The sequence below is a fragment of the Xanthomonas bromi genome (assembly GCF_900092025.1).
In the GTDB taxonomy this organism is placed as follows: domain Bacteria; phylum Pseudomonadota; class Gammaproteobacteria; order Xanthomonadales; family Xanthomonadaceae; genus Xanthomonas; species Xanthomonas bromi.
In genome coordinates this window covers 1-14064 of sequence record NZ_FLTX01000016.1, presented here as the reverse complement: position 1 = coordinate 14064, position 14064 = coordinate 1, and the positions used below count along the sequence as shown (strand labels likewise).

Here is a 14064-nt window from a genome sequence, read left to right as displayed (position 1 = left end):
CGGCTCAGGACCGCGCCCGGATCAGCACTCGATGACGTTCACCGCCAGGCCGCCGCGGCTGGTTTCCTTGTACTTGTCCTGCATGTCGCGGCCAGTGTCGCGCATGGTCTTGATGACCTTGTCCAGCGACACCTTGTGCTTGCCGTCGCCGCGCATGGCCATGCGGCTGGCGTTGATGGCTTTCACTGCACCCATGGCGTTGCGTTCGATGCATGGGATTTGCACCAAGCCGCCGATCGGGTCGCAGGTCAGGCCCAGGTTGTGTTCCATGCCGATTTCCGCGGCGTTTTCGATTTGTCCCGGATTGCCGCCGAGCGCGGCGACCAAGCCGCCGGCGGCCATCGAACAGGCCACGCCCACTTCGCCCTGGCAGCCGACTTCGGCACCGGAGATCGAGGCGTTCTCCTTGTAGAGAATGCCGATGGCCGCTGCGGTAAGCAGGAAATCGAAGATGCGTTGCTCGGAGGCACCCACGCAGAAACGGTCGAAATAATGCAGCACCGCCGGAATGATCCCGGCTGCGCCGTTGGTCGGCGCGGTGACCACGCGGCCGCCGGCGGCATTTTCTTCGTTGACTGCCAGTGCGTACAAGTTGACCCAGTCCAGCGTGGTCAGCGGGTCGCGCATGGCTGCTTCCGGCTTGGAGGACAGCTCGCGGTACAAGGCCGGGGCACGCCGCGACACATTCAAGCCACCGGGTAGCGTGCCTTCCTGGCGGATGCCGCGCTCCACGCAGGACTGCATTGCCGCCCATAGTGCGCGCAGGCCATCGCGGATCTCGTCCTCGCTACGCCAGCTCTTTTCGTTTTCGAACATCAGCGCCGCGATGCTCAAGCCGCTACGTGCGCACTGCGCAAGCAGTTCGTCGCCACTGAGGAACGGGTAGGGCAGCGGCGTTTCGTCGGCCACGATGCGATCGTCGGCAGCGTCGTCCTGGTTGACCACGAAGCCACCGCCCACCGAGTAGTAATCGCGCGTGGCGATGACCGCATCGTCGGCGTCGTAGGCGGTAAAGCGCATGCCGTTGGTGTGGTACGGCAGTTTCTGCCGCTTGTTCATCGGCAGGTCGCGCTTTTCCTCGAAGGCGATGGTGTGCTGGCCCATCAGGGTGATGCGCTTGCTGGCGCGGATGCGCTCCAGCGTGGCGGGAATGATGTCGGGGTCGATCAGGTTCGGGCGGTGGCCTTCCAGCCCCAGCAGCACCGCCTTGTCGGTACCATGGCCGCGGCCGGTCAGGGCGAGCGAGCCGAACACTTCGGCGCGGATACGCACGACGTCTTGCAGGCGCCCGGCGTCGAGCAGCCAGCGGTGTACGAAGCGCTCGGCAGCGCGCATCGGCCCCACGGTGTGAGAAGAACTCGGACCGATACCGATCTTGAACAGGTCGAACGTGCTGACAGCCATGCGTGCCGAGGAGGTGAGCGTAAAGGCGGCTATTCTAGTCGTTCGGCGATTGCGGCACGGCTGCAGCGCAGCATGAGAGCGCACTGGATGCCCCCCCTGACCCTGTATCAGCGCGACGATTGCCACCTGTGCGACCAGGCCGTGGAAGTGCTGGCGCAGACGCGCGCGGGCGATTTCGAGAGCGTTTTTATCGACGAGGATGCAGCGCTCGAGGCCGCCTACGGCGAGCGTGTGCCGGTGCTGCGCGATGCGCTGGGACGCGAGCTGGATTGGCCGTTCGATCGTACTTGCGTCCGCGCATGGCTGGATGCCGTAGAGAGCTGAGAGGCAATCGCAGCCTGCCAAGCGCCGCAAGCGCAATCGGTAGTGCAGCGGCGCGATTGGTCCAGTGTGCGTATTGGCGGCGTTTCTGAGTGGCTCTCGCGGCGCGCTGGCGTGGCACTGGACGCGCGGGCATAAAAAAGCGACGGACCCGACGAGGTAGTCCGTCGCTCAGTGGCCGCGTCCGGTTGCGGCCTGTGGCGTTACTTCGCCTTCAACACGACCTTGGTGCTGATCGCGGTTTCGTTGGGAATGGTCTTGGTGTCGGCCCAGTCGCCGCCGCCCACGCCGAAGTCCAGCCGCTTCACCACTGCCTTGCCGGCCAGCACCGGCTGTGCGCCGGGCGTCCAGGTGAAGGTCAGCGTGACCGGCTTGCTGACCCCGCGCAGCTCCAGGGTGCCGTCGGCAGCGTACTGGTTGCCGCCCAGGACGCGGAACTTGTTGGCGCGGTAGCGCGCAGTGGCGAACTTGGCGACGTTGAAGAAGTCCGGGCCCTGCAGGGTGGAATCGCGGTCATTGTTGCCGCTGACCGCGCTGGCCAGCGGAATGCGCACGTCGAGCTTGGCGCCGGCCAGGTTGGCCGGATCGAAGCTCAGCGTGGTGTCGAAGCCGGGGAACTTGCCGGTGAACACTTCACCGTCGTATTTGCTGGCGAACACCAGGCTCGAACCCGGCGCCTGCACGTAATCGGCGGCGAGCACCGGCGCGGCGGCGAACGTGGCAACCAGCGAGGCCGCAACCAGCAGCGGAGAGGCAAACAACTTGGACGACATGGGAAATCCTTATGGTTTGGGGGAGAGCCAGCCACGCGGCAACATCCGCAGCAGGGTGGCGTCACGCTGGAACAGGTGGTGGTAGAACGCGGCGCCGGCATGCGCCAGCACCACGGCAATCAGCAACCAGAAGCCCCACTCGTGGATGAAATGCGCGGTAGCGCGCAGTTGTTCGTCCGGCGGGCTGAGCTTGGGCACATCGAACAGGCCGAACCAGCGGAAGGGCCGCAGGCCGCTGGTGGAGTCGTACAACCAGCCCGACAGCGGCATGGCGAAGATCATGGCGTACAACAGCCAATGGGTGAACCCGGCGATGCGTTCCTGCCAGCGCGGCGTGCCGGCCACCGGTGGCGGTGCGCCGGCGTAAATGCGCCAGCACAGCCGCACGATGACCAAGGCCAGGACGGTCAGCCCTACCGACTTGTGCGCGGTGTAGACCCAGAAGTATTTCGGGGTCTTGGGTAGCTCGCCCATGGTCAGGCCGACGATGCCCAGCACCAAAATCAACAGCGCAATCAACCAGTGCAACGTCTGGCTCACACCGCCCCAGCGTTCGACGTTCTTCAGGCTCATGTTCCCGATTCCTGGTTGGCGGCGGTGTCCGACGTGGTGGGTGCGGCTTGCGGCTCGTGCGTATCGTCGCCGGCGCGACCTTCGCGCACGGCTTCGGCCTCGATGCGCAGTTCCACGCTGTCGCCGATCATCGACTTCCAGGCATCGATTCCGAACTCTGCTCGGCTCAGCGTGGCGGTGGCGGAGAAACCGGTGGTGCGGCGGAACGGCGGGAACGGGTGGCGCTTGAGCGCGTTGAGGGTGACGTCCAGGGTCACCGGGCGGGTCACCCCGTGCAGGGTCAGATTACCGGTGACCTTGGCGTGGTTTTCGCCGCTGGATTCCACGTGCGTGGAGACGAAATGCGCGTCGGGAAAGCGCTCGGCGTCGAGTAGGTTGCGTGCCAGGGTGGCCTGGTTCCACTTGGCATCGCCCAGGTCGGCGCGGCGCAGCGGCACGGTGACATCCAACTTGGCGGCGGCCCAGTCGTCCGGGTCGAAGACCAATGTGCCGCTACTTCCGGAAACGGTGCCCAATGCCTTGGAAAAGCCGGCATGTTCCACCGCGAACAGCACACGGGTGTGGACCGGGTCCAGCGCGTAGCGCTCCGGCGCAGCGGTAGCGGCGAGGCTGGTTGCGGCCAGGGCAGAGGACAGCAACAGGCGGGCGAGGATTGTCATGGGCGGATTCTAGACACATCCCGGCAAGGCGCGCTTGGCTTGCGCTCGCAACGATCCGTTGCGAGCATGCTGGCTGGACGTGGAAGGGATTCCCACATGCGTGTACTCATCGTGGTGCTGGCCGGGCTGTTGGCGATCTTGCCGTGCGCGGCAAAGATTCCGGAAGTGCCGCGCTTTAGGATCGTCGGGCCCAGCGAGGGATTGCCTTCGACGATGGTGGTGGCCATCAGCCAGGATCGCGCTGGCTACCTGTGGCTTGCCACATTCGACGGTCTGGTGCGCTATGACGGCGCAGGATTCAGGACCTGGCGTCACGATCCGGCCGACCTCGCCTCGTTGCCCTGCAACGCGGTGCAGGCGCTGCATATCGATGCGCAGGACCGGGTCTGGGTGGGCTGCGGCAAGGCCTTGAGTGTCCTGGATGCCGGTCGCAGGCGCTTCCGTCACTATCGCGCCGTCGACTATCCGTTGCTGAAGGACGGCGAGATCTACAGCATCGCCGCGTTCGATGGCGCTATCTGGGCCGGCACCACCACCGGTGCGCTGGTGCGGATCGATGCCAGCGGACAGATGTCGCCGTTGAATCTGGGCGAGCTCGATGGCGAGCTGGATCAAGCCATGGTCATGAACCTGGCGGTGGACGATCGGCACCGTCTATGGATCGCCACCACCCATGGCCTGGCCTATTACGACGGCAAGCAACTGCGTCGCGAATACATCCCGGACGAACCGAACCCGCAGGCGGCCATCTTCGGTTTGCAGTGGGCCGGCGACCGCCTATGGCTGGGAAGCGAATCGGGCGTGCATGTGCTGCGTGCCGACGGTCACTGGCAGCCGCTTGCCTGGTCATCGATGTTCGGCTCCGGCAATGAATTCTGGGGTGCGGTGGCTGCGCCGGATGGCGAATTCTGGCTGGGCAGCGGCCGCGGTCTGTGGCGCACGCGCGGCGAACGTCCACCGGTGCCCGCCTTGAGCGGCGAGGGGCCATTGTCGCGTCGCAACGTGATCGGTTTGATGGGGGCAGCCGATGGCGGCTTGTGGGTGCCCATGCATGGCACCGGCCTGGGGTATCTGCCCGCCGACTGGAAACGCAGTGCCGTGCTCAAGCCCGCCGTGCCATCCGGCGATGCGATCTACTGCAACCTGGCGCCTGCCAAACGCTCAGGCGGATTGTGGCAGGTCGATGCGCAGGGGCGTCTGTTGCGCACGGATCCGAGCACGGGCGACACGTTTCAGACAGGCCTGCAGTCGCCACAACTCAAGGGGATGGAAGTGGTGTCTGCGCTGGAAGACCGGCAGCGGCGCGTGTGGCTGGGGAATCTGAGTTTTGGCCTTTCGCGGATGGATCTGCGCACTGGTGAGTTCCTTCACTGGCCGTCCGATGGGCCCGAGCCGGCATCGGCGTTGTCGGCGCCGGACTGGATCGTCGAGCATGGCGATACCGTGTGGATGGCCTTCCTCGACATGGTGCAGCAGCGCGATCTGCACAGTGGCAAGGTCTTGCAGCGCATTACCCAGCAAGACCTGCATGGCCTGCGCGCGATCGACGTCCAGCAGTTGGAACAAGGCCCCGACGGACGTGTGTGGGTGGCCGGCGAAGGCGGCATGTTCGCCTGGGACGACACATCGCAACGCTTCGTGCCGGTGGCAGGTCTGGAAGGAATGCCCATCCAGGCATTTGCCAGCCAGTCTGCGAAGACGGTCTGGGTATATCGGGCCACCGGTGCCGAGCAATGGCAACAGATCGCAGACCGTTGGAAGCGGGTCCGTCAGGTCGGCGAAGCGGATGGTCTGAGCGGCTTCGATGCCTCTGCCATGCAGATCGATCCGCGTGGCCGGATCTGGATTTCCAGTCTGCGCGGGCTGTGGCGGATCGACCCCTCCGTGCATCCTGCACGGGTGCGCAATATCGGCACGCGCGATGGCTTGACCAGTCAGGAATTCATCCAGCATTGCCTGTTGATGTCGGGCGACAACTTGATCGGTGCAACCAGCGACGGCTCTACGGTGTTGCTGGATACCGCAATGCCGGATGTTGCGCCGTTCGTTCCTGCGTTACAGCTGGAACATGTCAGTGTGCTGCGCAATGGCGCGCGTATCGCCCTGCCAATGGATCGCCCGTTTCAGCTGGGTCCGGAGGACCGTCAGCTGCAGATCGTCTGCCGCTTGTTGTCCTACAGCGACCCGCTTTCCAATCGGTATCGCAGCTTCCTGAAAGGCTTCGACACGGACTGGCAGACCACAGGCAACACGGGGGTCCGCGAATTCGCCAGCCTGCCTGCTGGTCAATATGAGCTCGCGTTGCAGGGCATCGACCCGCTGGGCAATCGCTCGCAGGTGCGTTCGCTGCAGTTTTCGGTCAGACCGCCGTGGTGGCGCAGTGACATCGGTATTGCGTTGATCTGTTTGCTTGGATTGCTATTGAGTGCGTTGCTGGCCGCCGCTTATCGGCGACGTATCCGCATGCGCGCGCAGTGGCAACTGGCGCAGCACAAACGCGAGTTGGCCGAGCAGGCGTCGCTGGCCAAGACACGCTTTCTGGCCACGTTGGGGCATGAGGTGCGCACGCCGATGACCGGCGTGCTGGGCATGAGCGAATTGCTGCTGCAGACCCCGCTGGACGGGCGCCAGCAAGGTTATGCGAGCGCGATCCAGCTGGCGGGTAAGCACCTGCTGCGTCTGGTCAACGATGCGCTGGATCTGGCGCGGATCGAAGCCGGCAAACTGCCGCTGGATTATCGCGATTTCGACCTGCGTCAGTTGGTCGGACAGGTGGCGGAACTGGTGCGTCCAAGCGCTGAGCAGAAGCAGCTGGCCTTCCACTGCGAGCTGGACGATGCGCTGCCGCCGGCACTGCACGGCGATGCCAGCCGCGTCCAGCAGATCTTGCTGAATCTGCTGTTCAACGCGGTCAAGTTCACCGACCGCGGTAGCGTGCATCTGCAGGTTGCGGCGCTGTCGCAGCACATGCAGCAGGGCATTCGCGTGGAAGTGCGCGACACCGGGCCGGGCATGAGCGCCGAGCAGCGCGGGCGGCTATTCCAGCGGTTCGAACAGGCCGAAGGCGCGCTAACGCTGGCGCGGCACGGCGGCAGTGGCCTGGGGCTGGCGATCTGCCGCGAACTTGCGGCGGCGATGGGCGGCGCGGTGACGGTGAGCAGCGAGTTGGGTCAGGGCGCCTGTTTCGTCGTCGACCTGCCGTTGCGCTGGGTGTCCACGTTACCCGCCGTCATGCCGTCTACAGCGCGCGCGCCCTCGCTGCGCGAGCAGGCGCCGTTGCAGTTGCTGCTGGTCGAAGACGATGCGACCGTGGCGCAGGTGATTGTGGGCCTGCTGCAAACGCGGGGGCATCACGTCACTCATGTATTGCACGGTCTTGCGGCTTTGGCGGAAGTGAGTACGCGCAGTTTCGATGCAGGCTTGTGCGATCTGGATCTGCCGGGTCTGGACGGCGCGGCGCTGGTGGCGCAGCTACGCGCGCGCGGCGTGCACTTCCCGATCGTGGCCGTGACCGCACGTGCCGATGCCGATGCCGAACCGCAGGCGATGGCTGCGGGCTGCAATGGATTTCTGCGCAAACCGGTCACGGGCGATTTGCTCGCGCAGGCATTGGCGCGGGTGATTGCCGATGCCGGCGATAGAGAGAGCGACAGCGATGCCGGCGACGGATAGGTCGCCATAGAAAGCGTTGCGGGTGCGCGCCAGGCGCGATGCGCTTGCACTGTCTCTCTTCTCAGCAGGGTAGACGGGAAAACGGGCGGCGCGGCTGGCGCAACCAGGGCCAGGCACACAGGCACCTTCGGCATACTCCTGCAAAGACCGGGGTCGCACGCCGTGCCGGCTACGGCCACCACTGGCACAACGACTAACGCGGCCAAGCAGCTGCCAGCCACTCTCTGGAACCAAGCAGTGCTGCGTACCGGGTAAAGTGCAGCCCCAACAGGGGAACGCATGGCTGTACGCGCGGCGATGGGGACGGGGATGACGATGAAAAACCTGCTGTTGTCGGCGCTGGCCCTGCTGCTGCTGTCGATCGGCCTGGAGGCGACGGCGGTCAATCAGATCGAAACACCGCGCATGCGCCGGTTCGGTACCGCCGAAAACCTGCCTTCGCGGATGGTGCTGGCATTGGCGCAGGATCGGCAAGGCTATGTCTGGGCGGCGACCAGCGATGGCATGGCGCGCTACGACGGTATCGGGATGCAGGTATGGCAGCACGACCCGCATGTTGCCAGTTCGCTCCCCGGCAACGAAGTGGAAACGCTGTTTGTCGATGATCGCGACCGGGTCTGGGTTGGCATCAATGGCTCACCGCCGAGCATGCTGGATGCGACGCGCACGATAGTGACGACGTTTCCCGACGTCGGCACAGCATGTGATGCGCAGGTGTGGGCGCTGGCGCAGGCACGAGGTGCGATGTGGATAGGAACCAGTAGCGCCGGGCTGTGTCGGCGCGAGGAAAATGGCCGGGTGACGGCGTTCCGCGCCACCCCCGACGCGGCCGACGGACTGCCCAGCAACACCATCATGAGCATGGTCACCGATGCGCGCGGCCGGCTGTGGATCGGCACCGAGAGCCGGTTGGTGATGCGCGACGGCGAGCGCTTCGTGCGCGTCGCGCCAGACCAGTTGAGCGCGACCGTCTTCAAACTGAGCAAGGATGCCGACGGCACGTTATGGGTCGGGACCAGCAAGGGCTTGTACAGGGTGACCCCGGCTGGTGTGCTGGAACGCGCGCCCTGGGCTGGGGCCGACGCCGTGCGTGCCGCCACCGTGGTGCACGATGTGCACGGCGGCTACTGGATTGGCGCCGCCGATGGATTTTTCCGGGTGGCGCCTGGAGAAACCGCACTGCGCCTGATGGAAGGCGATCGTGGCAGCGGCTTTCTCACCGCCCACAGCGGTGTGATCGATGTGATGCAGGACCGCCAGGGCGGGCTATGGCTTGGGCTGATTTCGCAAGGCGTCGCGTACCTGCCGCCCGATTGGCAGCGGTTTTCCACTATTTTCGAGAGCCAAGGCAAGCCTCTTGAGAGTCTGTACCTGGTCAATGCCGCCGCGGATGGCGACAACTTTCTGGTGACCACCGGCGAAGGGATATACCGGCTCGGCAACGACAGTGAGCTGGTGCCGATCGTGCACAGCGACGCATTGGGGGGTGGCACCGTGCAGTCGGTGCTGCCGGCCGGTGACGGGAGTCTGTGGATCGCGCTGCGCGAGGGCGTGGCACGCTATACGCCAGCGACAGGGCAGAAGCGCAAGCTCGCGATGCAGGTAAGTATTTCCGATACGCATCGGGTTGAACTGACGACGCCTGGCATCAATGGCGAGTTCTGGCTATCGATCTTGGAAGGCGGCGTCCAGCGACGTGCTGCGGATGGACGACTGCTGGCCAAGTTCCGATTCGGCAGCGATCTCAGTGAAGTCAATGGCACGGCGCAGCAACTGACGGTGCGGCCGGACGGCGCTGTCTGGGTCGCAGCCGGTGACGGTTTGTGGGTCTGGCAGGGCGAGCGCTTTCGCGCGGTGATCAAGGATGCCAATCATGAAGTCTTTGCGCTGGCCTTCGTTTCACCGCGCGAGTTTTGGGTCGGGCGTCCCGGCGCACTGGAGCGCTACGGCTGGGACGGTCAGCAGGCGCGCCTGTTGGAGCGGGTTGGGTGCCCTCCACAGAAATACCCGGCCTGGCACTGGGCGGCAGCGATACGGTGTGGGCCACAACCTCGCGTGGCCTGTTCGCTTACAAGCGCGGCCAGCCGCAGGTGAACCGGTTCGGTCAACGCGACGGCCTGCCGGACAGCGAATTTTCGATGCGCCCACCTGTTACCGGCCCAAACGGACAGGTACTGGCGCTGACCACCGGCGGCATCGTGGTGTTTGATCCATCGCAGCCGTTTGCGCCGACGCCGCTGGCCCGCCTGGTGATCGAGTCGGTGCAGGTGCGGCGTAACGATGCCGAGCGTCCGCAGACGATTGCGCACAAAGGGCCGGTGATCCTGCAGGCGCGCGATCGCAATCTGCGCATCAGTGCGCGGCTGTTGTCGTTCGTCGATCCTGCCTCCGCGCATTACCGTTATCGTGTGAATGGCTACGACGCGCGTTGGGTGGAGGAGGGGGCCAGCGGCGAGCGCGTGATTTCGCGGTTGCCACCGGGCAATGACCGCGTCGACGTGCAGGCGCGTGCCGGCGATGGCGCCTGGGTCGCCGCGCCAGCGTTGCACGTGGAAGTACGACCGCCGTGGTGGTTGAGCACGCCCGCGCAACTGGCGGCGGCAGCGCTGTACATGCTGCTGCTGTGTCTGTGCATTTGGGCCAGGAGAAGACGCGTGCGGCGACAACAGGAATGGGTGCTGGCGCAACAACGGCAACAGCTTGCCGAACAGGCATCGATCGCCAAATCGCATTTCCTGGCAACGCTTGGCCATGAAGTGCGTACACCCATGACCGGTGTGCTGGGCATGAGCGAGCTGCTGCTGGCCACACCGTTGAATGCCAAACAACGCAGCCATGTCGATGCGATCCGCAATGCCGGCACGCATCTGCTGCGGTTGGTCAACGACGCACTGGATCTGGCGCGGATCGAAGCCGGTAAACTGGAGCTGGTGCAGCAGCCCTTCGACCCCGCGCAGCTCACGCAGGAGCTAGCCGATTTCATGCATCCCATCGCCGACACGCGCGGCTTGCGCTTCGAGTATCGCAATCGGTTGCCCGCGCCGCTGATGGTCGTGGGCGACGCAACGCGGGTGCGTCAGATCCTGATCAACCTGCTGGGCAATGCGATCAAGTTCGCCGAACGCGGCGAGGTGTCGCTCACCCTGAGCCAGCACGGCGACAATCTGCGCTTCAAGGTGCGCGATACCGGGCCGGGCATCGGGCCGGAACAGCAGAAGCGCCTATTCCAGCGCTTCGAACAAGGCGAGGGCGCGCGTACCAGTTCACGCTACGGCGGCAGCGGACTGGGGCTGGCCATTAGCCAGGAACTCACCGTGGCGATGAAGGGCAGAATCCGCGTGCGTAGCCGGCTTGGCGTTGGCACCCAGTTCACCGTCGATTTGCCATTGCCGATCGATCGCTCCGGCACGCGCATCGCCACTGGTCGGGTAAAGACGCCTGAAGGCGAGCCGCTGCGCATTTTGCTGGTGGAAGACGACCCCACGGTGGCCGAAGTGATCAGCGGCCTGCTGATTGGCCGCGGGCACCGCGTGGTGCCTGCCGCGCATGGGCTGGCAGCGTTGTCGGAAGCGATGGATTGCGGTTTCGATGTGGCCTTGCTGGATCTGGATCTCCCTTGGCTGGACGGCTTTGCCCTGGCATCGCAACTGCGCCAGCTCGGTCACCGCTTCCCGTTGCTCGCAGTCACGGCGCGCGCCGATGGCGCCGCCGAAACCCAGGCGCAGGCCGCAGGCTTCGACGGATTTCTGCGCAAGCCGGTCACCGCCGATTTGCTGGTGGAAGCGATCGCGGCTGCGCGCAGCGCGGCGAGTTCGTGCGCAGCACGGGCCAATGGCGCTGCATCGGGCGTAGTGAAGTGAACGAATGCATGCTTGCTCACGCACGGCGAGGCTCGCACTATGCGGCGAACTGCAGTGAAATGTTGATGTCACGCCTACTTCTTTGTCCCGATTTCGGCCGCAACCTCGCTGCATGGTGGTTGGTCCTATTGCTCACAGCGGTGCCGGTGCTTGCTTCTGCGGCAGTGCCCACCACTCCTGTGCCGATCCAGCTCACTGTGGCCGACGGACTGCCTTCCAACACAGTGAACGACTTTGCCGAGGATAAAAACGGCTACCTGTGGTTGGCAACTGCCGATGGTCTGGCCAGGTTCGATGGGCGCAGTTACCGCATCTGGCGGATGGAAGACGGGCTGACAGACAATTATGTCTGGACTGTGGGAGTCGATGCCGACGACGCGGTATGGGTCGGTTTCGATAATGGCGTGGGTGTTCTGGATGCTAAACGACGCACATTCAAGCCGTTGGAGAGCACGCAGTTTCCTGAGCTTAGACGCATCACCGTATGGGCGATCGCGCAGACGCCTGACGGAGATCTATGGTTTGGAACTTCCAGAAACGGTCTATATCGGCGGCGGCCGGACGGCAGCATGCAGCGTTTCACGTTTGCGGCAGACGATGCGAAGAGCTTGCCGGGAAACAGCATTAATGCCTTACGTGTCACGCCTGACGGGTCGTTATGGATTGGAGGCAACTCAGGCGTGGCCCGCTGGACAGGTAGAGACTTTGAACGTGTGTCACTGCCTGGAAACACGCAATCTTCTAACGGGATGCGCCTGGATTCGCATGGGACTCTCTGGGTCACTGACGGAAGTTACCAGCTATATCAGCTGAATTCAAAAAGACAATTTGTGACGCAGCCGTGGTATGAAAATAAAAACGATCAGCGCGTCGGAGGTGTGTTGCTGCGTGATCGGTCTGGGCGCTATTGGCTTGATACGATGGCCGGTTTGGGGATTTCGAACGGTAAGGATGTCGTTAACGTACCGATTTACAGCCTCTCTGCCCATGGACTGTTAAAGCCGAGCTGGTCCAGTGCATACGAAGATCGTGAAGGCGGTATATGGTTTGCCAGCCTTAATGGTGGTCTTTGGCATTTGCCTCCTAATTGGAACACCTTTGCTGTACTGTCGTATCACACCGATGATCGTCAATCGATTTCCAATCCGTTCGTAAAGGCCTCGGCAGTTTCCGCATCTGGCGGATTGTGGATTGCCGGGACACGTGGCGTTCTTGAGCGTTTAGATCCAAATAGCGGTTCGGTAGAACGTCATTTGCATCCAATTTATGACTTGCGCTGGCCAGTTTCCCTGATTGAAAGTCGAAGCGGCTACGTTTGGATAGGCCTTGCTAAATCGCTTGTTCGCTATGATCCTCGCACTAAACGACGGAAGCGCTGGCCGCTTTCTATCGATTCGGCATCGATGAATTACGACAATCCCGAACGCCTGGCGCTGGATGCGCAGGATCGGTTGTGGACTTATATAACTAATGCCGGATTGCAGATTCGCGATCAAGAGGGTCGACTGATTCGAGAGATACCACACGGAAGTCATGGCCTTGATACCGCGAACGTCTACGACCTTAGGCTCGGTCCCGATGGCCAAATGTGGCTGGCCAGTACGACCGGTTTAAGGCGCTGGGATCCGAAGGCTGACACTTTCGTCATGGTTCGAGGTGCGCCGGCTTCGACGAACTATGCATTCCGTTTTGCCGACTCGGGCGTTGTCTGGATCGGGTTGATGGGTGAATTGCGTCGTTACTTATGGGATGGCACCCAACTCAAACATCTGGACACGATTGACGGTAGACAAGAGTTCCCCATGTTGGCGCCCAACGGACTTGTAGTAGACGCTGCAGGCGTGGCGTGGGTATCCAGCGCGCGCGGTCTGATCAGAGTGGACCCTGCCAGCAAGATGGTGCGGGTCTACGGGGTTCATGATGGGCTTCCCAATCAGCAATTTCAGGAAAACACGCTTGTACAGGCAACGGGCGGCCAGATTCTAGGCGGAACGCCTGATGGCGTTGTGTTGTTCGATCCAAGCCAAATACGTCCGAATACACGCCAGCCGGCGCTACTGATCGAGCGGGTGGGTCTGCGTCGTGGCGAGCGCGGAGTGGATGTCACTGGCATAGAGCCGCTACAACTGCAGGACGGCGATCGCGATCTGCATATCGTCGCGCGCATGCCGACCTTCACGCATTCGGAGTCAACCAGCTATCGCTTTCGTTTAAGCGGTTACGACCCGGACTGGATCGATGTCGGGCCCAGTGGCGAGCGCTTGTTTTCGCGCCTGCCTTCGGGTCGTTACACGTTGGAGGTGCAGGGACGGACTGCAGATGGTATCTGGTCGGCGAGCCAGACCTTACGTTTTCAGGTGTTGCCACCATGGTGGCTGTCGCCGTGGGGCTTGAGCCTGCTGGCCCTGCTGAGCTTGTGCGTGATCGCTGCGGCCATTTTGTTGTACCGCCGCCGGCTGCGTCGCTTCAATGCCTGGCAGTTGGCGGTGCACAAGCGAGAAGTGGCCGAGCAGGCGTCACTCGCCAAGACGCGTTTTTTGGCAACGCTCGGCCACGAGGTACGCACGCCGATGACGGGTGTGCTGGGTATGAGCGAATTGCTGCTCAAGACCTCGCTGGATACCAAACAGCGCAGCTACACCGATTCCATCCGTCGTGCGGGCGCGCATCTGCTGCGGCTTGTCAACGATGCGCTGGATCTGGCCCGTATCGAATCCGGGCGGTTGGAGTTGGAGCTGGAGCCGTTCTCGGTGCGGCAACTGCTGGCCGAGGTCGAAGCGCTGATGGCACCATTGGCGCGGG

General features: G+C 63.5%; 7 protein-coding genes and 1 pseudogene. 4 read left to right on the top strand and 4 right to left on the bottom strand.

The window, feature by feature from the left end:
* Nucleotides 1-21: 21 nt before the first annotated feature.
* The gene (locus XBLMG947_RS06070) at nt 22-1404 is read right to left on the bottom strand and encodes an L-serine ammonia-lyase (protein WP_065466911.1); all 1383 of its coding nucleotides are present in this window, start codon (nt 1402-1404) and stop codon (nt 22-24) included.
* An 87-nt stretch (nt 1405-1491) separates the two neighbouring features.
* Here XBLMG947_RS06070 and XBLMG947_RS06065 point away from each other — a divergent pair, with 87 nt between their 5' ends.
* Complete coding sequence (locus tag XBLMG947_RS06065) at nt 1492-1728, top strand: glutaredoxin family protein (protein WP_065466908.1); 237 nt, start codon at nt 1492-1494, stop codon at nt 1726-1728.
* Nucleotides 1729-1928: 200 nt separating this feature from the next.
* On the opposite strand, the gene XBLMG947_RS06060 is transcribed toward XBLMG947_RS06065, so the two are convergent.
* From XBLMG947_RS06060 to XBLMG947_RS06050, 3 genes are read right to left on the bottom strand one after another with little or no spacing between them, the layout of a single operon-like run.
* Nucleotides 1929-2498: a YceI family protein gene (locus XBLMG947_RS06060; RefSeq protein ID WP_065466906.1), complete on the bottom strand. Its 570-nt coding sequence runs from the start codon at nt 2496-2498 to the stop codon at nt 1929-1931.
* Nucleotides 2499-2507: 9 nt separating this feature from the next.
* A complete protein-coding gene (locus tag XBLMG947_RS06055; RefSeq protein ID WP_065466904.1) occupies nt 2508-3071 on the bottom strand; it encodes a cytochrome b in 564 nt (187 codons plus the stop codon).
* The gene (locus tag XBLMG947_RS06050; protein WP_065466902.1) at nt 3068-3730 is read right to left on the bottom strand and encodes a YceI family protein; all 663 of its coding nucleotides are present in this window, start codon (nt 3728-3730) and stop codon (nt 3068-3070) included. The genes XBLMG947_RS06055 and XBLMG947_RS06050 overlap by 4 nt, the downstream gene beginning before the upstream one ends.
* Nucleotides 3731-3826: 96 nt before the next feature.
* Between XBLMG947_RS06050 and XBLMG947_RS06045 the strand changes: the two genes are divergently transcribed.
* From XBLMG947_RS06045 to XBLMG947_RS06035, 3 genes and pseudogenes are all read left to right on the top strand, one after another.
* On the top strand, nt 3827-7402 hold the full coding sequence (locus XBLMG947_RS06045; protein ID WP_065466900.1) for a hybrid sensor histidine kinase/response regulator: 3576 nt from the start codon (nt 3827-3829) through the stop codon (nt 7400-7402).
* A 315-nt stretch (nt 7403-7717) separates the two neighbouring features.
* Nucleotides 7718-11262 (top strand): annotated as a pseudogene (locus XBLMG947_RS06040) (sensor histidine kinase).
* 65 nt (nt 11263-11327) lie between these two features.
* Nucleotides 11328-14064: ligand-binding sensor domain-containing protein (locus XBLMG947_RS06035; protein WP_065466947.1), on the top strand; the 2737-nt coding region annotated here is incomplete at its 3' end.

Bases quoted from the DNA above. Each gene is read 5' to 3' on its own strand.
- XBLMG947_RS06045 (WP_065466900.1), top strand. From the start codon at position 3,827: ATGCGTGTACTCATCGTGGTGCTGGCCGGGCTGTTGGCGATCTTGCCG.
- XBLMG947_RS06065 (WP_065466908.1), top strand. From the start codon at position 1,492: ATGCCCCCCCTGACCCTGTATCAGCGCGACGATTGCCACCTGTGCGAC.
- XBLMG947_RS06050 (WP_065466902.1), bottom strand. From the start codon at position 3,730: ATGACAATCCTCGCCCGCCTGTTGCTGTCCTCTGCCCTGGCCGCAACC.
- XBLMG947_RS06055 (WP_065466904.1), bottom strand. From the start codon at position 3,071: ATGAGCCTGAAGAACGTCGAACGCTGGGGCGGTGTGAGCCAGACGTTG.
- XBLMG947_RS06070 (WP_065466911.1), bottom strand. From the start codon at position 1,404: ATGGCTGTCAGCACGTTCGACCTGTTCAAGATCGGTATCGGTCCGAGT.
- XBLMG947_RS06060 (WP_065466906.1), bottom strand. From the start codon at position 2,498: ATGTCGTCCAAGTTGTTTGCCTCTCCGCTGCTGGTTGCGGCCTCGCTG.